The sequence below is a fragment of the Cellulophaga lytica DSM 7489 genome (assembly GCF_000190595.1).
GTDB classification, from domain to species: Bacteria; Bacteroidota; Bacteroidia; order Flavobacteriales; family Flavobacteriaceae; genus Cellulophaga; species Cellulophaga lytica.
On sequence record NC_015167.1, the window covers coordinates 2,309,723 to 2,329,373 of the forward strand.

18 protein-coding genes are annotated in these 19,651 nt (G+C 32.5%); 14 read left to right on the forward strand and 4 right to left on the reverse strand.

What is annotated here, in order from left to right; translation table 11 throughout:
- The first annotated feature begins 2 nt into the window (after window positions 1-2).
- From CELLY_RS10315 to CELLY_RS10355, 9 genes are all read left to right on the forward strand, one after another.
- Window positions 3-194 carry a CcoQ/FixQ family Cbb3-type cytochrome c oxidase assembly chaperone gene (locus CELLY_RS10315; RefSeq protein WP_013621618.1) on the forward strand — a complete coding sequence of 64 codons (192 nt, stop codon included), beginning with the start codon at window positions 3-5 and terminating at the stop codon, window positions 192-194.
- A 7-nt stretch (window positions 195-201) separates the two neighbouring features.
- Window positions 202-1,089, forward strand: a complete 888-nt coding sequence (locus CELLY_RS10320; protein ID WP_013621619.1) for a cbb3-type cytochrome c oxidase N-terminal domain-containing protein — start codon at window positions 202-204, stop codon at window positions 1,087-1,089.
- 30 nt (window positions 1,090-1,119) lie between these two features.
- Window positions 1,120-2,535, forward strand: a complete 1,416-nt coding sequence (gene ccoG, locus CELLY_RS10325) for a cytochrome c oxidase accessory protein CcoG (RefSeq protein WP_013621620.1) — start codon at window positions 1,120-1,122, stop codon at window positions 2,533-2,535.
- Window positions 2,536-2,547: 12 nt separating this feature from the next.
- Window positions 2,548-2,994, forward strand: a complete 447-nt coding sequence (locus CELLY_RS10330) for a FixH family protein (RefSeq protein ID WP_013621621.1) — start codon at window positions 2,548-2,550, stop codon at window positions 2,992-2,994.
- 2 nt (window positions 2,995-2,996) lie between these two features.
- Window positions 2,997-3,698: a sulfite exporter TauE/SafE family protein gene (locus CELLY_RS10335; RefSeq protein WP_013621622.1), complete on the forward strand. Its 702-nt coding sequence runs from the start codon at window positions 2,997-2,999 to the stop codon at window positions 3,696-3,698.
- 20 nt (window positions 3,699-3,718) lie between these two features.
- Window positions 3,719-4,987 carry an acetyl-CoA hydrolase/transferase family protein gene (locus tag CELLY_RS10340; protein ID WP_013621623.1) on the forward strand — a complete coding sequence of 423 codons (1,269 nt, stop codon included), beginning with the start codon at window positions 3,719-3,721 and terminating at the stop codon, window positions 4,985-4,987.
- 192 nt (window positions 4,988-5,179) lie between these two features.
- Window positions 5,180-5,737 (forward strand): helix-turn-helix domain-containing protein, encoded by a 558-nt coding sequence (locus CELLY_RS10345; protein WP_013621624.1) that lies wholly within the window; start codon window positions 5,180-5,182, stop codon window positions 5,735-5,737.
- Window positions 5,738-5,806: 69 nt separating this feature from the next.
- Window positions 5,807-8,302: a heavy metal translocating P-type ATPase gene (locus CELLY_RS10350; protein WP_013621625.1), complete on the forward strand. Its 2,496-nt coding sequence runs from the start codon at window positions 5,807-5,809 to the stop codon at window positions 8,300-8,302.
- 73 nt (window positions 8,303-8,375) lie between these two features.
- On the forward strand, window positions 8,376-8,789 hold the full coding sequence (locus tag CELLY_RS10355; RefSeq protein WP_013621626.1) for a heavy-metal-associated domain-containing protein: 414 nt from the start codon (window positions 8,376-8,378) through the stop codon (window positions 8,787-8,789).
- A gap of 64 nt (window positions 8,790-8,853) precedes the next feature.
- Here the strand turns inward: CELLY_RS10355 and CELLY_RS10360 are convergent, their stop codons facing one another.
- Together CELLY_RS10360 and CELLY_RS10365 are read right to left on the reverse strand one after the other, a co-directional pair.
- Window positions 8,854-9,519 carry a 3'-5' exonuclease gene (locus CELLY_RS10360; RefSeq protein WP_013621627.1) on the reverse strand — a complete coding sequence of 222 codons (666 nt, stop codon included), beginning with the start codon at window positions 9,517-9,519 and terminating at the stop codon, window positions 8,854-8,856.
- Window positions 9,516-11,438 (reverse strand): DUF294 nucleotidyltransferase-like domain-containing protein, encoded by a 1,923-nt coding sequence (locus CELLY_RS10365; protein WP_013621628.1) that lies wholly within the window; start codon window positions 11,436-11,438, stop codon window positions 9,516-9,518. The genes CELLY_RS10360 and CELLY_RS10365 overlap by 4 nt, the downstream gene beginning before the upstream one ends.
- A 584-nt stretch (window positions 11,439-12,022) precedes the next feature.
- Here CELLY_RS10365 and CELLY_RS10370 point away from each other — a divergent pair.
- Genes CELLY_RS10370 through CELLY_RS10390 form a run of 5 tightly spaced genes read left to right on the forward strand, consistent with a single transcriptional unit; the run spans window position 12,023 to window position 16,399 of the window.
- Window positions 12,023-13,426 carry an arginine decarboxylase gene (locus CELLY_RS10370; protein ID WP_013621629.1) on the forward strand — a complete coding sequence of 468 codons (1,404 nt, stop codon included), beginning with the start codon at window positions 12,023-12,025 and terminating at the stop codon, window positions 13,424-13,426.
- The gene (speB, locus tag CELLY_RS10375) at window positions 13,410-14,354 is read left to right on the forward strand and encodes an agmatinase (RefSeq protein ID WP_013621630.1); all 945 of its coding nucleotides are present in this window, start codon (window positions 13,410-13,412) and stop codon (window positions 14,352-14,354) included. Before CELLY_RS10370 ends, speB begins: the two co-directional genes overlap by 17 nt.
- A complete protein-coding gene (locus CELLY_RS10380) occupies window positions 14,344-15,318 on the forward strand; it encodes a deoxyhypusine synthase family protein (protein WP_013621631.1) in 975 nt (324 codons plus the stop codon). The genes speB and CELLY_RS10380 overlap by 11 nt, the downstream gene beginning before the upstream one ends.
- 2 nt (window positions 15,319-15,320) lie before the next feature.
- The gene (locus CELLY_RS10385) at window positions 15,321-15,620 is read left to right on the forward strand and encodes a hypothetical protein (RefSeq protein ID WP_013621632.1); all 300 of its coding nucleotides are present in this window, start codon (window positions 15,321-15,323) and stop codon (window positions 15,618-15,620) included.
- 2 nt (window positions 15,621-15,622) lie between these two features.
- Window positions 15,623-16,399 (forward strand): RMD1 family protein, encoded by a 777-nt coding sequence (locus CELLY_RS10390; protein ID WP_013621633.1) that lies wholly within the window; start codon window positions 15,623-15,625, stop codon window positions 16,397-16,399.
- Window positions 16,400-16,432: 33 nt separating this feature from the next.
- On the opposite strand, the gene CELLY_RS10395 is transcribed toward CELLY_RS10390, so the two are convergent.
- Window positions 16,433-17,710: a UDP-N-acetylmuramoyl-tripeptide--D-alanyl-D-alanine ligase gene (locus CELLY_RS10395; protein ID WP_013621634.1), complete on the reverse strand. Its 1,278-nt coding sequence runs from the start codon at window positions 17,708-17,710 to the stop codon at window positions 16,433-16,435.
- A 67-nt stretch (window positions 17,711-17,777) separates the two neighbouring features.
- Window positions 17,778-19,445: a gliding motility lipoprotein GldJ gene (gene gldJ, locus CELLY_RS10400; protein ID WP_013621635.1), complete on the reverse strand. Its 1,668-nt coding sequence runs from the start codon at window positions 19,443-19,445 to the stop codon at window positions 17,778-17,780.
- Between the last annotated feature and the right edge of the window lie 206 nt (window positions 19,446-19,651).

Genomic DNA, 19,651 nt, shown 5'->3' on the forward strand with positions numbered 1-19,651 from the left:
TTATGCTAAAGTTTATAAAAGGACATATGGAGAGTATGGAGGGTATAGCAACCTATCCTATGATATCATTACTTATATTTTTTGTGTTCTTCACCATACTTTTTTGGTGGGTGTTTACAGCAACAAAAGAACATATTAAGGAGGTAAGTAACATACCTCTAGAAGATGATGATAAAACCAACCTAACAAAATAATAGTACTATGAAAAATATGACACCTTGGTGGATAAGGATACCTCTAGTTTTCTTTATCGTTTTTGGATTAATGGAATACTTTATAGACTCTGGTGACCAACCAGCGTTTATAGCCTATCCAATTGTTTTAGGTTTTTTAGTATTGGTATTACTAATATTAATAGCGTCTGAAGTAATAGTTAGGTCTATTGAAAATGTAATGTTCCAAACATTGCCAGAAGAGGCAAAACAGAAATATTTAGAAGAAGATACTAAAAAGGTTGAGTGGAAATGGGGGAAAAGAGTTTATGCTAAACTATTAGGATCTAAACCTATGGAAGAAGAGCATGAAATAATTTTAGATCATAATTATGATGGTATACAAGAGTTAGATAACAATTTACCGCCATGGTGGGTGTATCTTTTTTATGCAGGTATCATATTTGGAGCAGTGTACTTAGCTAGATTTCATGTTTTTAATGATTATGACCAAGCATTGGAGTATGAGCAAGATGTTGCTGCTGCAAAAATAGAAATAGAAGAGTATAAAAAAACCGCTAAAGGTTTAGTAGATGTAAACACAGTTGAAGTTTTAACAGATGCTGCAGATATAAAAGCTGGTGAAAAAATATACCAAACAAGTTGTGTTGCTTGTCATATTGCAGATGGTGGTGGTGGTATAGGACCTAACCTAACAGATGAATATTGGCTTTTAGGTGGTGGTATTAAAAACGTTTTTAACACCATATCTGAAGGTGGTAGAGATGGTAAAGGTATGGTTGCTTGGAAACAAATATTAAAGCCGTTGGAGCGTGCACAAGTAGCTAGTTATGTATTAACACTACAAGGTACAACACCAGCAAATCCTAAAGAACCGCAAGGAGAAATTTGGAAACCAGAATCAACAGAAGAATAACAAAGGAGTATTACTAGTAAAAAAAACAAAATGGCTGCAGATGAAAAGTTTAGGGATTCTATTGGTACAATAGATACTGACGGTAAAAGAGCTTGGGTTTTTCCAAAAAAACCTAGTGGTAAATTTTACAATTATCGCAAAATAGTTAGTTACACATTACTGTTGTTTTTGCTAGTATCTCCTTTTATAAAAATAAAGGGCAACCAATTTATATTGTTTAATGTAATAGATCGTCGTTTTAACATATTTGGTTTTCCTTTTTGGCCACAAGATTTTCATTTGGTCGTAATATCAATGATTATAGGTGTGGTTTTTATCGCCTTATTTACTGTTGCTTTTGGGCGTATTTTTTGTGGTTGGATGTGTCCGCAAACCATTTTTTTAGAAATGGTTTTTCGTAGAATAGAATATTGGATTGAAGGTGACCGTGGAGCACAAATACGTTTAGATAAGCAAAAGTGGGATGCTGTTAAAATTAGAAAAAGAGTAACCAAATGGATTATCTTTTTTGTCATCTCGTTTATAATTGCTAACGTTTTTTTAGCATATTTAATTGGTAGTGATACGCTAATTAAATACATCACAGACGGACCATTGTTGCATACCAGTACAATGATATCATTATTAATTTTTACAGCAGTTTTCTATTTTGTTTTTGCTTGGTTTAGAGAGCAAGTATGTATTATAGCTTGTCCTTATGGGCGTATGCAAGGTGTACTTTTAGACAACAAATCTATTGTAGTAGCGTATGACCATAAAAGAGGAGAAGGGGAAAATGGAAGAAAAAAGTTTAGAAAAAATGAAGATCGTACAGCACTTGGTCATGGAGATTGTATAGACTGTGCCCAATGTGTAAACGTTTGTCCTACTGGCATAGATATAAGAAATGGTACACAACTAGAGTGTGTAAACTGTACAGCTTGTATAGATGAGTGTAATACCATAATGGAAAAAGTAAACTTGCCAAAAGGTTTAATTAGGTATGCTAGTGAAGATAATATAGAGAAAAAGACCAAGTTTAAATTTACACCAAGACTAAAAGGTTACTCGGCAGTTTTAATAATTTTAATAGGATTGCTTATTGGTATGCTGTTTTTAAGAAACGATTTAGAAGCAAATATTTTAAGACTTCCAGGTCAGTTATATGAACATAAAGAAGGAAACATAATTAGTAATGTATATACTTTTAAACTGGTGAACAAAACTACAGAGGATGTTACAGATGTTAGTTTTAAACTGTTATCCCATAAAGGAACAATTAAACTGGTTACACATAAAAACTTTAACGTGCCAGCACAAGAGCTGGCAGAAGGCACATTATTTATAGAAATTAATAATGCAGCTTTAAATGGTGACAAAGACAAGCTTAAAATAGGAGTGTATAGTAATAATAAATTAGTAGAAACAACTACAGCACGTTTTTTAGCACCAAGAAGCTACAAATAAAAAAAATAAGTTATGAAAATAAATTGGGGAACAGGAATAGTACTGGCATTTGTAGGCTTCATTAGCTTTATATTATACTTTGTTGTTAGAATGAATTCTGAGAACAGGGCTAAACATGATTTGGTTACAGAGGAGTATTATAAGGCAGAGTTAGGGTATCAAAAAGAAATTAATGACGTTACCAATGCGTATAAATTAACCAATAAACTAGCTGTAGAAAAAACTGAAGATGGCTTATTAATAGCTTTTCCAAAGGATCAAGATTTTAATAAAATAACAGGTAAGGTGTCCCTATATAGACCATCTAATAAACAATTGGATTTTAGCTTACCCATAAGTTTATCCAAAACACATTTGCTCATACCTGACAAACGTTTGTTAGATGGTCGGTGGGACATTAAAATTGCATGGGAATACAATAAAAAAGAATTTTTACACAAACAAAGTATAACGTATTAAGTATGTTACTATCTGCTTTTATATTAGGGTTAATGGGAAGTTTGCACTGCGTAGGTATGTGTGGGCCCATAGCCTTTATGTTACCAGTAGATAGGCATAGCAAACTAAAAAAAACTGTTCAGATCTTTATTTATCATATTGGTAGGTTGCTTGCTTACGGAGTAATAGGTCTTGTTTTTGGGCTGCTAGGTAAAGGTTTGTATGTTTTTGGTTTGCAACAAAAACTATCAATTGCAATAGGAATTTTAATGATTGTTATAGTATTAATTCCATCTGAAAAAATACAAAAATACAATGTGTCTAAACCTATTTATAAGCTTATTTCTAAAGTAAAATCTAAATTAGGAAAGGAGCTTAAAAAAAGAACTCCAGATACGTTTTTAACTATTGGTTTTTTAAACGGATTTTTACCGTGTGGCTTGGTATATATGGCATTGTTTGGAGCCATAGCTATGGGTAATGCAGCACAAGGCTCTTTGTATATGATAATCTTTGGTGTAGGTACCATACCACTTATGACAATTGCTGTTTATTTTGGCGGAATGCTAAAAGGTGTTGCGCGTAAAAAAGTACAACAGTTAATTCCTGTTTTTGTAATTGTAATTGGAGTGTTGTTTATTCTTAGAGGCTTGGGCCTTGGTATTCCTTATGTGTCTCCTAAACCTGTTGTAGAAATGGTTTCTACCAATATGGAGTGTCACTAATTACTAAAAAATTTAATGTTATGAATATTGTTTCTGCAGCGCAAGCCGCAAAATCTATAAAATCTGGTAATAGAGTTTTTTTGCAAGGAGCTGCAATGACGCCAAATGTGCTAATAGATGCTTTGTGTAATAGGTATGAAGAATTAAAAAACGTAGAAATTGTATCTATACATACAGAGGGGCAAGCAAAATATGCACAAGAGCCTTATAGTAAAAGTTTTAAAATGAATAGTTGCTTTGTTGGTAGCAATGTTAGGCAATTAATAAATACAACTCAAGGAGATTATATTCCAATTTTTTTAAGCGAAATTAACCTGCTTTTTAGAAACGGAATTCTTCCGTTAGATGTTGCTGTTGTGCAAGTGTCTCCACCAGATAAACACGGGTATTGTTCTTTAGGTGTTTCTGTAGACATAACATTACCAGCCATACAAACAGCAAAAAAAGTTATAGCACAAATAAACCCTTGCGTGCCCAGAACTCACGGTGATGGTATTATACACATAAAAGATATAGACTGTGCTGTTGAGGTTAATACACCAATACATACGCACGGTATTTCACCAATATCTAACATAGAACAACAAATTGGTAAACACGTAGCAGGTTTAATAGAAGATGGTGCTACCTTACAAATGGGTATAGGTAATATACCAAACGCAGTGTTAAGTAATTTAGGCAACCACAAACGTTTGGGTATACATACAGAAATGTTTTCTGATGGTGTTTTGCCTTTAATAGAAAGTGGTGTAATTACAGGCGAAGATAAAGTAGTAAAACACGGTAAAATTGTAACCTGCTTTGCTGTAGGATCACAAAAACTTTACGATTTTGTAGATGATAATCCATTGGTGCATTTTAAAGAAGCTGCTTATACTAATGATACTTCCATTATACGCAGAAACCCTAAGGTTACAGCCATTAATAGCGCTATAGAAATAGATCTTACAGGTCAAATTTGTGCAGATACAATTGGTAGCAGGCAATATTCTGGTGTAGGCGGACAAATGGATTTTATACGTGGTGCATCTTTGTCTAAAGGTGGTAAACCTATTTTTGCAATGCCGTCTATTACCGCTAAAGGCATTTCTAAAATAACACCGTTTTTAAAACAAGGAGCGGGTGTTACTACAACACGTGCTCACGTACACTATGTAGCCACAGAATACGGAGTGGTTAATTTATATGGTAAAAATTTACAAGAAAGAGCAAAGGCATTAATATCTATTTCTCACCCTAATTTTAGAGAGGAGTTAAGTAAAGAAGCTTATAATCGTTTTAAAAGCTAGTTGCAAAACTTTAAAAGCATTGTTTTAAGAGGTTTATAACACTAGTAATTCTTTTTTTTAAGTAATTTTGAAGCATTGTTTACAATGTATTCATTATAAAAAAATACACCATTGTAGCAGTTTTAAAATTGCCCATTTGTGTATTTTTTTTATGTCAATTTTTTTTAAAAAAAATAGCACCCTCAATTAATTATGCAAGAAACAATTTATATAAAAAATATGGTTTGCAACCGTTGTATAGCTTCGGTTTTAGATATTTTTAATGCTGAAGGTTATGTGGTGGAGTCTGTAGAATTAGGAAAAGTTATTGCTACAAAAGGTGCTAAAAGTAGTTTTAAAAACTTAAGTAAAATGCTTACCCAAATTGGTTTTGAAGTAATAGCTAACAAGACAGATACTTTAATTGAACAATTAAAAGTGGCTATAATTCATAAGATCGAAAATGGAGAAACAGCTCATATTTTTCAGGCTTTAGCAAAAGAATTTGGTAAAACAGAAACAGCTCTTAGTAAGCTTTTTAGTAAGTCTGAAGGTGTAACGTTAGAGAAATACACCATCAACTTAAAAATAGAAAAAGTAAAGGAATACATACAGTTAGGACAACTAAATTTTTCTGAAATAGCTTATAGTTTAAATTATAAAACAAGTAGCCATTTAGCCCGCCAGTTTAAAACTGTTACAGGAATGTCTATGAGCGATTATAAAAATTTGGAGAATTGGGATAGAAAAACACTAGACCAAATTGTATAAATAAGAATCGGAATTGTGAAAGTGCAACAAAGACTGTGTGCTTAATTTTGTAGTGTAAAAAGAAACAAAATGAAACATACCTATCATATACACGGAATGACTTGTAATGGTTGCCGTGGGCACGTAGAAAAAACACTGGCTAATGTAGATGGTGTTACTAATGCTAGCGTTAATTTAGAAAAAGCAGAAGCTACAATAGAATCCGAATCTCATATACCTATAAATACTTTTAAAGAAGCTTTAAAAAAAGATGGTGACAGGTATAGTATACATAATGTAGGTGAGCACGTGCATACTCCAAAAAAAGAAGCACAGCCAAAAGGGCAAGGCACAGGTGTTTTTTATTGTCCTATGCATTGTGAAGATGATAAAACTTACGATGAGGCTGGTGACTGTCCTGTCTGCGGAATGGATTTGGTAGAGGAACAAAATTTAAACCCTGTTACTCAACAACAATATACGTGTCCAATGCATCCAGAGGTTGTAAAAGATGAGCCCGGATATTGCCCTATTTGTGGTATGGACTTAGTGCCAATGGAACCTAGTCTTTCCGCAGAAGAAAAAACATATAAAAAACTAATACATAAGTTTTGGTTGTCCTTAGGTTTTACATTACCTATTTTTTTAATAGCAATGAGCGAGATGCTGGTTAACAACCCATTGTATACCATTTTAGATCAAAAATATTGGAATTGGGTACAATTAGTGTTGTCTATACCTGTAGTTTTTTATGGTACGTGGATGTTTTTTGAACGTGCTTACAGAAGTGTGAAAACGTGGAATTTAAATATGTTTACACTGGTTGGTATTGGCGCAGGTGTAGCTTGGTTATTTAGTGTTTTTGGCTTATTGGTACCAGATTTTTTTCCTGCTGAGTTTAAAACACAAAGTGGAGCAGTACATGTATATTTTGAAGCTGCAACGGTAATATTAACATTAGTTTTAATGGGGCAGGTGTTAGAGGCACGCGCGCACAGTAAAACTAATGCAGCTGTTAAAGAGTTACTTAAACTTGCACCTAACAAAGCAGTTAAGGTTGTTAACGGAGTAGAAGAAGAAGTTGCTATAAATAACGTTGTTAAAGGTGATGTTCTAAAAGTGAAACCAGGAGAAAAAATCCCTGTTGATGGTTATATTACAGAGGGTAGCACAACGGTAGACGAGTCTATGATTTCTGGAGAACCCATTGCTGTTAGTAAAACTGTAAAAGATGAGGTTAGTAGTGGTACTATTAACGGTAACCAGTCTTTTTTAATGCAAGCAGAAAAAGTGGGTGCAGATACATTGCTTTCTCAGATTGTTAAAATGGTGAATGATGCCAGTCGTAGTAGAGCGCCAATACAAAAATTAGCAGATAAAATATCTAGTTATTTTGTGCCAGTAGTGGTTATTGTTTCTATACTAACCTTTATTGCTTGGGTAATTTGGGGTCCAGAGCCTGCTTATGTTTTTGCCTTAGTAAATGCTATTGCGGTATTAATAATAGCGTGTCCTTGTGCATTAGGCTTGGCAACACCAATGTCTATTATGGTTGGTGTTGGTAAAGGAGCCCAAAACGGTGTTTTAATAAAAAATGCTGAGGCTTTGGAGTTAATGAATAAAGTAGACGTTTTAATTGTAGACAAAACAGGAACAATTACAGAAGGGAAGCCCACAGTAGAAAATGTAGGTGTTTTTAATAAAGATTTTACGGTAGATAAAGTAACACAATTTATAGCTTCATTAAATAATTCTAGTGAGCACCCTTTAGCAGAAGCTACAGTAAATTATGCTAAAGAAAATAAAGTTGATTTTTTAAAAACAAAAAACTTTAATGCTGTTACAGGTAAAGGTGTAGAAGGTGTTATTTCTGATACTAAAATAAGTTTGGGTAATGCATTAATGATGAACTATGCTAATGCTACTATTTCTTCTGTAATGGAAGAGGAAGTACAAAAATATCAAAAACAAGGAAAAACAGTTTCTTATGTAGCAATAAATAAAGAGGTCATAGGTTATGTTGTTATTGCTGATAAAATTAAAGAAACAAGCGCTAAAGCAATAAAGGAACTACAAAATAGAGGAGTAGACGTAATTATGCTTACTGGTGATACTTATGAAACTGCTAAGGCTGTAGCAGACTCACTTAATTTAAATAGTTTTAAAGCCGGTATGTTGCCAAAAGATAAGTTAAAAGAAGTTGAAAAATTACAACAACAAGGTAAAATAGTTGCTATGGCTGGTGATGGAATTAATGATGCGCCTGCATTAGCAAAAAGTGATGTTGGCATTGCAATGGGTACTGGTACAGATGTGGCTATAGAGAGCGCAATGATTACACTTGTAAAAGGAGATTTACACGGTATAGTTAAAGCACATAACTTAAGTAGTGGAGTACTTAAAAACATTAAACAAAACTTATTTTTTGCGCTAATTTATAATACTATAGGTGTACCAATTGCAGCAGGTGTTTTGTATCCTGTCTTTGGTTTGTTGCTTTCCCCTATGATAGCAGCTTTAGCTATGAGTTTTAGTTCTGTGTCTGTAATTGCAAATGCATTACGATTAAAAAACATAAAAATATAAATAAGTAGATGCATTTTTTAAATGTATAAAAAATAAAAATTACTATATTAACATCGATTAATAAATATCTACTATGAAAAAGATGATTTTGACTACAGCTGTACTTGGCTTATTAGCCTTTACCAGTTGTAAAAATGATGCAAAGCAGACTACAGATGGTGGTAACAGCACTAGTGTAAATGTAGAAGATGAGTTGGCTACGGCTAAAACTACTTTTGGTGTGCGTGGTAACTGTGGTATGTGTAAAAGTACTATAGAAAAAGCAGCAAAATCTGTAGACGGTGTAGCTAGTGCAAATTGGGATGTTAAAAAGAAACAAATTACAATTGCTTTTAATGATGATAAAACTAATGAAGATGCATTTCATAAAGCTATAGCAGAATCTGGTTACGATACAGAAAAGTCTTCCGGAAGTGAAGAAGCTTATAAAGAATTACCTGCCTGTTGCAAGTATGATCATGAAATGGCAATGAGTGTAGAAGAATAATATGCAAATAACTTAAAAAAGCGGCAATCTGGTAGACCTAGTTTGTCGCTTTTTTTATGCTGTTTTAATAAATGCGGAGTAACTGTTTTAAAGTGGTAATTTTTTTCTCTTTTAATTTTACCAAAATCTTTAAAAAAGCAATAGCAGTAATATACGCATCACCAAGAGCGGTATGCCTATCTTTTACAGATATACTAAACTTTTCTGCCAATTCATCTAAAGAATAATGCTCTTTTTTCACCAATAAATTAGAGCGTATAAGTGTTTTTTTATACAAGGTAGAGGTATCTAAAATTTTGTTTTTTAATTTGGGTAAGCTATGGCGCTCTAATGCCATATTTATAAAAGTAACATCAAAACCAGCGTGGTGGGCTACAATGACACTGTTTTTTAGGTACGCTAAAAACAGTTTTAAGGTTTCTAGCTCTTCAAGTCTAGTAGTTTTACCTTCTTTTAATATTCCGTGTATTTCTGCCGTTTCTTGGTTGTAATGATCTTGGTGTATAAAAACCTCAAAACTATCACCTATATTAATATCATTATTTTTAAGTTTTAAAGCACCAATACAAAGCATACGATCTTCTTGGTAACTAAAGCCAGTAGTTTCTGTATCTAAAACAACAAACGTAATATCTTGTATGTTTTCTGGTTGTTTGGTTTTAAAAAGATTTTCATATTCAAGCCAATAATCTGGTAAATCTAATTTACTTTTTTTAAAGAAATTTATCATCTTAATAGGTTTGATACTTTAAATCTAATATACACTAATTCTTGTATTTCCTTAATAGTTCTAAAGGTTCGTTTAAGTTTTATTTTCTCTGCTTTAGTTAGTTTGCTTAATGATATGTACCTGCCAGAATCGTTATGTAATAAACCTTGTTTGGTTCTAAATTTTAGTAATGCTTTGGTAGCATATGATGCAGCAATAAATAGTTCTGCGTTATTGGGTTCTAACTCGGCTAATTTTTCAAAACGCTCTGCAGTATAATTAATAGACTTTATAGAGTGAGATAATATTAAAACTCTAGCTGCATCTGTTAATGGCATAAGCGCACGTCTTTTAATATCAAAAAAGTCTTTATTTGCACCATCTTGCTCTACTAAAAATTGTCTAAAAAAACCGGTAGGAGATGGGTTTTGTAAAGATCCGCTAGCTAAATGTAAAAAGAAATTTGGGTAATTTTTAGCTGTTTCAAATATATGGTTTGATAGTTCTGTAACCAACTCTTGGTTGCCATATACATTGTTATAATCAAAAAATATAGATGATAACAATACTTCATCTTTACCAGGATTTGTAATCCAAGATGTAACATTTGTTTTCCACTCACTAAGGCTTAAGCACCAATTTGGGTTAGAAGCCATCATTTCTGCAGGGCAATACTCGTAGCCAATAACGTTTAGTCTTTGTGTTACTTGTTTGGCAAAATTTATAAATATTGCTTTTGTTTCTTCTAGTTTTTCTGGTGGTACATCTTCAAAAACCAGAGCATTGTCTTGGTCTGTGTGCAATAATTGTTCGCTTCTGCCTTGGCTACCTAATGCAAGCCAACTAAAAGATACAGGTAACGGAGTACCTAACTTAGCAATAGAATTTTTTATAATTTGTTTAATACAGGCATCATTTAACTCAGAAATAATTTTAGAAATTAATGTCATTGGTATATTCTGGTTTAAATATCCCTTTAACAGCATCATAATACTTTTTCTTACCTGCTTAATTTCCTTAGTTCTAGTGGCTCTTTTTATTGCCTTAATTAGTACTGTTGGGTTATTGCCAACCGCAAGCATAACATCATGTTTAGATAAAATACCAACAGCCTTAGAATTAACAGTACCATCTTTTGTTAAGCATAAATGGCTAATATTACTTTTTATCATTGCCATTTGTGCCTGCGTAATGGTTAATTTTTTTGAGTAAGTAATTACTGGAGATGTCATTATCTCTCTTGCAGGAGCAGAAATAGGTAGTTTCCCAGTAACAATTTTGTTACGCAAATCTTTGTCTGTAATAATACCAATGGGTAATTTGTCTTCTAAAACTAAAATAGCACCAACATTTTTGCTTGTCATTTTTGCAGCTAGCACTTTTGCTTGTGTTTTAGGAGAGCAACTTACTAGTTTTTTAGAATATTTTACAGGCTGCAAGTCAAACAACTCTGCACTAGGGTTGTAAACTTCTCCGCTTTCAGGCTCTCCGTATAAGGTACCTCTGTAGCTTTTAGAATAAGGGTTTCTAGTGTTAGAGGCAAAACTATCTATTAAAAAATTACCAACATCTCTGTTGCTAGTAGCAAATGGTTTAAAAGTAACAATAGGTATGGCGTATAATATACTTTCTTCATGTGCCTTTGCTTGCATTTTATAATTTTCATTAGCAATTAAAGGGCGTAAACCAAAAATATCTCCTTCATCACAAATATCTACAATAGTATTGGTTTCTGTTTTATTTAAAGATACGGCACCTTTATGTATAATATAAAAATGAGTATGTGGCGCATCATTTTCATTAAAAATAATAGCATCTTTTTCTTTATAAACAATAGATATTTGTGTAGCTAATTCTTGTAATTCTTCTAATAATAATTGATTAAAAGGAGGGTAGTTTTTTAAAAAATCTGCTACTCTATGTGATATGGTATTTTTCATACGTTTTATTACTATTGTTTTGTAAATTTAAGAGAGAATAAGTTATAAACGGCATTAAAATAACTTAAAGTAACAAGTGTTTTTGACTTTAAAAAGAACTTTTTTTTAAAAATATAAGATTTTTAAGACTTATTTTTAAATTGATTACAACTCTTGTATTCCTTGTTTTAAAGGGGTTTTTAAGTGTTCTGTTAGCTTTGTGTTATCAGAAAATTATTTTTTTTATTTTTTTTGATGGAATATTAGTTTTTTCATTTTTTTTGTTTTCATTTGTCCCGTCAAAATAAAGGATTAAATTTTGGCAATTTAGCACATAGCTGAGCATAAATGTATAATGTTTCTATGTTCGGGTTTTTGGGAATTAGGAAGTCATACCCAAAAACAACCTATAAGATAGGAAACCGAATTTTAAAGCTAACTTCCGGTAACACCTCTATAGTCTGCAGCCAGCATGACTACTTTTTCGTGCCAACCACGGAACGTCAAATCATTGTTTAGTATTTTAAAATTTTAGTCGCAAAAAACGCCCAAAAGCACAAGGTTTTCCTGTGTTTTAAAATTTTAATTTATCAAATAATAATTTAATGAATACTAAATATATTGATTTAATTGACCAGACTTATCATTTTCCGCAAGAAGAATTTAAGTTAGATGGTGAAAACTTAATGTTTCATGACATACCATTAAAACAACTAGTAGAACAATACGGTAGCCCGTTAAAGTTTACATACTTACCAAAAATCTCTGATAATATTTCTAGAGCTAAAAATTGGTTTGCTATAGCAATGGAAAAATACCAATATAAAGGTAAATACCATTACTGTTATTGTACTAAAAGTTCTCATTTTAAACCAGTATTGCATGAGGCCTTAAATAATAATATACATATAGAAACGTCTTCTGCGTTTGATATTAATATTGTTGAGCACTTAAAACAAGAAGGTAAAATTAAAGATGATACTTATGTAATATGTAACGGCTTTAAAAGAGACCAATACATAACAAACATAGCAAGGTTAATTAATGAAGGACACCGTAATTGCATACCAATTATAGATAATTATGAGGAAATAGACTTGTTGTCTAATGAAATTAATGAAGACTTTAAAGTAGGAATTCGTATAGCGTCTGAAGAAGAACCAAAATTTGAGTTTTATACTTCTCGCTTAGGAATTGGCTACAAAAACATTGTTCCTTTTTATGAAAATCAAATTAGAGATAATGATAAGGTACAGTTAAAAATGTTGCACTTTTTTATAAATACAGGTATAAAAGACAATGCATATTACTGGAACGAGCTTTTAAAGTGTTTAAAGGTTTATGTAAAATTAAAAAAGATTTGTCCGTCTCTAGATAGTTTAAATATAGGTGGTGGTTTTCCAATCAAAAACTCTTTAGTTTTTGATTATGATTACCAATATATGATTGATGAAATCATTAATCAGATTAAATTAACATGTGATGAGGCAGGCGTAGATGTGCCAAATATTTTTACTGAGTTTGGTAGTTTTACTGTGGGTGAAGCAGGTGGTGCTATTTATGAAATTTTATACCAAAAACAACAAAACGATAGAGAAAAGTGGAATATGATAGACTCTTCTTTTATTACAACATTGCCAGATACTTGGGCAATAAATAAAAGGTTTATTATGCTGCCAATTAATAGGTGGAATGATGAGTATGAGCGAGTATTGCTTGGTGGTTTAACTTGTGATAGTGATGATTATTACAACAGTGAGCAACACACAAATGCTATTTATTTACCAAAATATAAAAAAAATAAACCTTTATACATTGGGTTTTTTAATACTGGAGCTTACCAAGAAAGTATTGGTGGTTATGGCGGTTTACAACATTGCTTAATACCACAGCCAAAGCACATATTAATAAACAAAGATGCAGAAGGAAAAATAACAACCAAATTATTTAATGAACAACAAAAGGCAGAAGATCTGCTTAAAATTTTAGGATATGAGCACAACAAATAATTACGCAGGCATTCCAGATGAGTTTGCGCAATTGGAGACCGCAAAAGTAGTTTTAATCCCAGTTCCTTATGACGGAACAAGTACATGGGGAAAAGGAGCAGATAAAGGGCCAGAGGCTTTTTTAGTTGCATCAGAAAATATGGAATTGTACGATATTGAAACCGGTACAGAACCATACCAACAAGGAATATACCTTGCTGATGCAATTACAGAAAATAGCTCGCCAGAAGCTATGGTAGACGAGGTGCATAAAATCACTAAAAAGTACATTAAGCGTAACAAGTTTGTAACGTTATTTGGTGGTGAACATTCTATTTCTATAGGTACTATTAGGGCTTTTAATGAGTGTTTTAATAACCTAACTGTTTTGCATATTGATGCACATGCAGATTTAAGAGCATCTTATGAGGGAACAGCTTGTAACCACGCTTGCGCAGTGCATGAGGCAAGTCAACAAACTAATTTGTTACAAGTAGGTATACGTAGTATGGATGCTATAGAAAAAACATATATGGATGAAGAAAAAACATTCTTTGCTCATGATATGGTTAATGATGAGTATTGGATGGATAAGGTTGTAGACCAAATGACAGAAAACGTTTTTATTACCTTAGATTTAGATGCTTTAGACCCATCTATATTACCATCTACAGGAACACCAGAACCAGGAGGTTTGTTTTGGTATGAAACTCTAGAGTTTTTAAAACAAGTATTTACAGAAAAAAATGTTGTAGGTTTTGATATTGTTGAACTTTGCCCAAATAAGGCAGATAAATCGTCAGATTTTTTAGCAGCAAAATTATACTACAAAATGTTAAGTTATAAATTTATGGGTGAAGGTGTAGATGATGCTTATGATAATACATATGCTATAGATCTAAAAGCTGGTAACTCTACTATTTCAAAATTTGAAGAAGATGAAGACTAAAGGAGCTATCTCTAATTTTATAGAAAAATACTACTTACACTTTAATTCTGCTGCTTTGGTAGATGCTGCAAAAGGGTATGAAGATCAGTTAAACAAAGGATCTAAAATGTTAGTTTCTTTGGCTGGTGCAATGAGTACTGCAGAGTTAGGAAAAATATTTGCAGAGATGATTCGTCAAGACAAAGTGCAAATTATATCCTGTACTGGTGCAAACCTAGAAGAAGATATTATGAACTTGGTAGCACACTCACATTACAAACGTGTGCCTAATTATAGAGATTTAACTCCGCAACAAGAGTGGGATTTGCTAGAAAAAGGCCTAAACCGTGTAACAGATACGTGTATACCAGAAGAAGAAGCTTTTAGACGTTTGCAAGAGCATATTGTAAAAATTTGGAAAGATGCAGAAGCTGCTGGTGAGCGTTACTTGCCTCATGAATATATGTACAAAATGCTACTTTCTGGTGTTTTAGAAGAGTATTATGAGATAGATTTAAAAGATTCTTGGATGTATGCAGCAGCAGAAAAAAACTTACCAATAGTTTGTCCTGGTTGGGAAGACAGTACAATGGGTAACATTTTTGCATCATATGTGTTAAAAGGTGAGCTTAAAGCTAGTACTATGAAATCTGGTATAGAATATATGACATTCTTGGCAGATTGGTATACAGAGAATTCTGAAAACGGAATTGGATTTTTTCAAATAGGTGGTGGTATTGCAGGTGATTTTCCTATTTGCGTAGTGCCAATGTTATACCAAGATATGGAGCGTACAGATACACCATTCTGGAGCTATTTTTGTCAAATTAGCGATTCTACAACAAGTTACGGATCATACTCTGGTGCAGTGCCAAATGAAAAAATTACTTGGGGTAAATTAGATATAGATACGCCTAAATTTATAATAGAGAGTGATGCTACAATTGTTGCGCCATTAATTTTTGCTTACTTATTAGATATGTAACTATGGATAATTTAAAAAGAGTTATTGTAGATTTTAAAAAGCTTACTCCAGAAGTTTTAAAACTTTTGGTAGAGAAGTATCCAGATGGTTATGATGACCTTAATGTTATAAGTTTTTACAACGCAAAAGGAGAGCGCATAGAAGCTGTAGAGGTACTAACAGAAGATACTAAGTATTTGGTTAAAATTAGTGAAAAGTTAGAGGTGACTATGGCTAATTATGATGAGGATGATTATGAAGATTTTGATGATGACGATCCTAACGCTATACCAGATATTCCTATAGACGATGTTGAAGATTAGCCATGTATAGCGTAGATGCATACCAAATTGCAGCCTCTATAAGTATTAGAGAATGCAAGCGTAGTTTAACTTGGGAGCTCCTTTTTTCAGACGGAGACGAGTTATTTTATAAAATGGGAAATGAAAAATTTGTTTACATTTTTCAATATGGTATGGTTGGCTTTTTTAATCATACTTTAGAAGAAAAAAGAACAATTTTAGATAGTATTAAACCCTTTTGTAAAGGCTTAAAAGATGAACGTTTTTCTGAAGAAGTAAATGTTGTTATAGAACCAGAAAAACAAGAGGTGTCATTTAACAAGGTAATAATACCTTTTTTTGATTATGAGGCTATACGTTTAATAGTGTTAAATGCATCGCAGTCTGTGGCTTTAGATAATTATTTTGATATTACAGAGCAATTATTGGGAGAAACAAATGAGCACACAAAGTATTTGGAGCAAAAAGGAAAACTAGATATCTCTGGTAATAAACTAAAAAGATTTATAGGTAGAGTTTTAAATATTAAAAATGAGATTTCTGAAAACCTATATATTTTTGATTCTCCAGATATAACTTGGGATAATGAAGCTTTAAGTCTTTTAAACCTTGAACTTAAAAAAACGTTTGACCTAAAAGATAGGTATAGGTATATTCATGAACGATTAGAGATTATTAAAGAAAATCTAGAATTGTTTAAAGATATTATGGACCACAAAGAAAGCAGTAGGCTAGAGTGGATTATTATAATACTTATTGTAATAGAAGTATTAGATATGCTTATTTTAAAAATTTTTTAAAAACTAAAAACCTCTCTGAAAAGAGAGGTTTTTTTATAATATATCTAAAATGCGTTCCAAAGCCATACCTCTAGATCCTTTTATTAAAAGGCTGCTATTGGGTTGTAAAGGATGCTTTTTTAAATACTCTTCTAAATCTTTAAATGTGGCTAGTTGTGTAGCTTCTGTTTTTGCTTTTGCAAAATTTTCGCCTACTAAAAAAGTAGTGGTAAAATTCATTTTACAAGCCTTATCTGCTATATGCTGGTGCTCTGTTTCTGCAGTAGTACCAAGCTCAAACATATCTCCCAAAAAAACAATTTTATGTGCGGCTTTTATACCATTAAAATTATCTAATGCTGCAGCCATACTTGTTGGGTTAGCATTGTAGGCATCTAGTATTATTTTGTAACCGTTTTGTTCTAGTATCTGAGATCTGTTATTTGCTGGTGTATAACCTTCTATAGCTTCTTTAATTAATGGTAGTGCTATGTTAAAATATTTACCCATAATTATAGCAGCACAACAATTGGTAAAATTATAAGCACCAACCAACTTAGTGGTTATTGTAATATCTTTTACTTTAATAGTAACAAACGGGTCTGCGCTAAGTAATTCTATTTTAAAATAATTGCTATTGTTACTGCTAAACCCTATTTTTTTTACATACGTACCAAGCTTACTTTCTTGTATAGGATCATCTGCATTTAAAAAAACGTGTTTTTGGTTTGTGGTTAGGTACTTGTACAATTCACTTTTACCTTGTATAACACCTTCAGTACTGCCAAAACCTTCTAAATGTGCTTTTCCAAAATTGGTAATATACCCATAATCTGGTTCTGCTAAGCTACTTAAAAATGCTATTTCTTTAAGGTGATTAGCGCCCATTTCTACAATTGCAATTTCTGTATCTTTTTGTATGGTTAAAAGCGTTAAAGGAACACCAATGTGGTTGTTTAAGTTACCTACAGTTGCAACGGTTTTATATTTTTTTTGAATAACAGCTTTAATAAGTTCCTTGGTTGTTGTTTTTCCGTTACTACCCGTTAAGCCTATTACTTTTGCCTTACATTGTTTACGATGATACTTGCCAAGTTGCTGTAATGCTTGTAATACGTCATCAACCAAAATAAACTTGTTGTTAATTGCGTATTCTTTTTCATCTACAACTGCATAAGCAGCACCTTTTTCTAAAGCTTCTGAAGCGTATGTATTACCGTTAAAATTATCGCCTTTAAGCGCAAAAAAAATACAGTCTTTAGTTATTTTTCTAGTGTCTGTACAAACGGTAGAATGTGTTAAAAATAGTTGATGGATTTGTGCTATTGTCATAAAGCGAATATAAAAAAAAAAGACTGCTCAAAGGAGCAGTCTTTTTTAAAAAATATGTTGTGGTAAATTATTTTACTTTTTTACCTCTAGCAGTTTTGTTTTTTGTTTTAGACTTAGAACCAACTCTAGACATTGCACATCTAAATCCAATATCATCTGTAGCCATATACTGTGGTAAGTATCTACGTTGTGCAGGATCTAACCAAAATGCACGGTCTCTCCATGATCCACCTTTGTATACTCTAACTTCATCATTAATTAAAGACGTTCTGTAGTTAGACTTGTCATAGTTTCTAACAAAATTACCAGCGCTATCTCTTTCTATTTTATTAGTAGGAGAGTTGTACATAGATATCTTGTTTTCTTCATCACCATCAGCTTCATTAAATCTGTCATAAAATCTTGTAGATCCAGGCTCACCATCTCTATAACCTCTGTTATCACTAGAAGAGAAATTAGTTCTTAAATAAGTTTCTTCTTCATCTACGGCAACCATTTTAATTTCACCAGGCAAATTAACAGCTACTATTTTTCCGTTAGGTAAGGTGTCATAAACAACAGAATCTCTAAGTACGTTTACTTTACCGTCTTCACCAATTGCTGTTTTCATATAAATGTTACCTCTATAGTAGTTAAAGTCACTAATTTCATCATCTACTATTGGTCTGTATACATCTGCAACCCATTCAGACACGTTACCTGCCATATCATAAAGACCTAAATCATTTGGTTTGTATGACATTACTGCGTTTGTAATATCTGCACCATCGTCAGACCAACCAGCAATTCCACCATAATCACCTTTTCCTTGTTTAAAGTTAGCTAGTTGATCACCTCTACCAACACGTTGTCCGTTACGAGTGTAATCTCCTTCCCAAGGATATTTTTTTCTACCTCTGTAGTTATTGTATTCTCTAGAACCTTGGTTAGCTTGTGCAGCATATTCCCATTCTGTTTCTGTAGGTAATCTATATTCTGGTAAAATTACACCACTACTTCTTTTAGCAAAAGAAGGTACAGAGTCGTTCTTTTTAGCTTTACCTTGTAAAGAATCTATTTGTCCGCCATAAACAGACTCTGGTCTGTTTAGGTAAGCTTCAGTACTAAAAGTACCAGCAGCTTCACCATTTAATGCTTTGTATTTAGCTTCTTTATTAAGGTAGCCTTCTTTTTCCAACATTAATTCGTTAACACGGTCTGTACGCCATTCTGCAAATTGCGTAGCTTGTACCCAGTTAACACCAACTACAGGATACTCTGCATAGCCAGGGTGTCTTAAATAGTTGTTAGTCATAGTTTCGTTAAAACCAAGTCTGTTTCTCCATACCAAAGTATCAGGCAAAGCCCCTTTGTAAATATTTGCATATTTAGGGTCTTCTGGTGGGTAAACAGATTTTAAGTAATCTAAAAATTGTAGGTACATTTTATTAGTTACTTCAGTTTCATCCATATAAAAGGATTGTACATGTTGTTGCGTTGGAGTATTATTCCAATCATGCATAACATCATCCTGTACCTTACCTTTGGTAAATGTACCACCTTCTATAAATACAAGTCCCGGTGCGGTAACTTGTTCTTTAAAATCAGAGTTGTGCTGAAAACCACCCTCTTTGGCATTTATCTTCCAACCTGTGGCACGAGATACATCTTTAGATGAAGATGATTTTTTACAACTAGTTATGCTACCTGCTACAACAGCACACGAGAGTACAACTTTAATGAATTGTTTTTTCATAATTAAGACTTGAGTTCTATACTTTACTGCTAATTGCAGTTATACTATACTTATTTTCTATTTAAACTTTGCTTACTATCGGCTTATTAAACGCAAATTTTCTTAGAATATTTTACAATTCCCAAAAAATTATAAAACAAGCTATAAAACAATGTTCAACAAATCTATAACGGCGTAAATATTATATTAGTATTATTTTATGAATT

Coding starts and splice junctions, on each gene's coding strand:
- CELLY_RS10315 (WP_013621618.1), top strand. CDS start 3: ATGCTAAAGTTTATAAAAGGACATATGGAGAGTATGGAGGGTATAGCA.
- CELLY_RS10320 (WP_013621619.1), top strand. CDS start 202: ATGAAAAATATGACACCTTGGTGGATAAGGATACCTCTAGTTTTCTTT.
- ccoG (WP_013621620.1), top strand. CDS start 1,120: ATGGCTGCAGATGAAAAGTTTAGGGATTCTATTGGTACAATAGATACT.
- CELLY_RS10330 (WP_013621621.1), top strand. CDS start 2,548: ATGAAAATAAATTGGGGAACAGGAATAGTACTGGCATTTGTAGGCTTC.
- CELLY_RS10335 (WP_013621622.1), top strand. CDS start 2,997: ATGTTACTATCTGCTTTTATATTAGGGTTAATGGGAAGTTTGCACTGC.
- CELLY_RS10340 (WP_013621623.1), top strand. CDS start 3,719: ATGAATATTGTTTCTGCAGCGCAAGCCGCAAAATCTATAAAATCTGGT.
- CELLY_RS10345 (WP_013621624.1), top strand. CDS start 5,180: ATGCAAGAAACAATTTATATAAAAAATATGGTTTGCAACCGTTGTATA.
- CELLY_RS10350 (WP_013621625.1), top strand. CDS start 5,807: ATGAAACATACCTATCATATACACGGAATGACTTGTAATGGTTGCCGT.
- CELLY_RS10355 (WP_013621626.1), top strand. CDS start 8,376: ATGAAAAAGATGATTTTGACTACAGCTGTACTTGGCTTATTAGCCTTT.
- CELLY_RS10360 (WP_013621627.1), bottom strand. CDS start 9,519: ATGATAAATTTCTTTAAAAAAAGTAAATTAGATTTACCAGATTATTGG.
- CELLY_RS10365 (WP_013621628.1), bottom strand. CDS start 11,438: ATGAAAAATACCATATCACATAGAGTAGCAGATTTTTTAAAAAACTAC.
- CELLY_RS10370 (WP_013621629.1), top strand. CDS start 12,023: ATGAATACTAAATATATTGATTTAATTGACCAGACTTATCATTTTCCG.
- speB (WP_013621630.1), top strand. CDS start 13,410: ATGAGCACAACAAATAATTACGCAGGCATTCCAGATGAGTTTGCGCAA.
- CELLY_RS10380 (WP_013621631.1), top strand. CDS start 14,344: ATGAAGACTAAAGGAGCTATCTCTAATTTTATAGAAAAATACTACTTA.
- CELLY_RS10385 (WP_013621632.1), top strand. CDS start 15,321: ATGGATAATTTAAAAAGAGTTATTGTAGATTTTAAAAAGCTTACTCCA.
- CELLY_RS10390 (WP_013621633.1), top strand. CDS start 15,623: ATGTATAGCGTAGATGCATACCAAATTGCAGCCTCTATAAGTATTAGA.
- CELLY_RS10395 (WP_013621634.1), bottom strand. CDS start 17,710: ATGACAATAGCACAAATCCATCAACTATTTTTAACACATTCTACCGTT.
- gldJ (WP_013621635.1), bottom strand. CDS start 19,445: ATGAAAAAACAATTCATTAAAGTTGTACTCTCGTGTGCTGTTGTAGCA.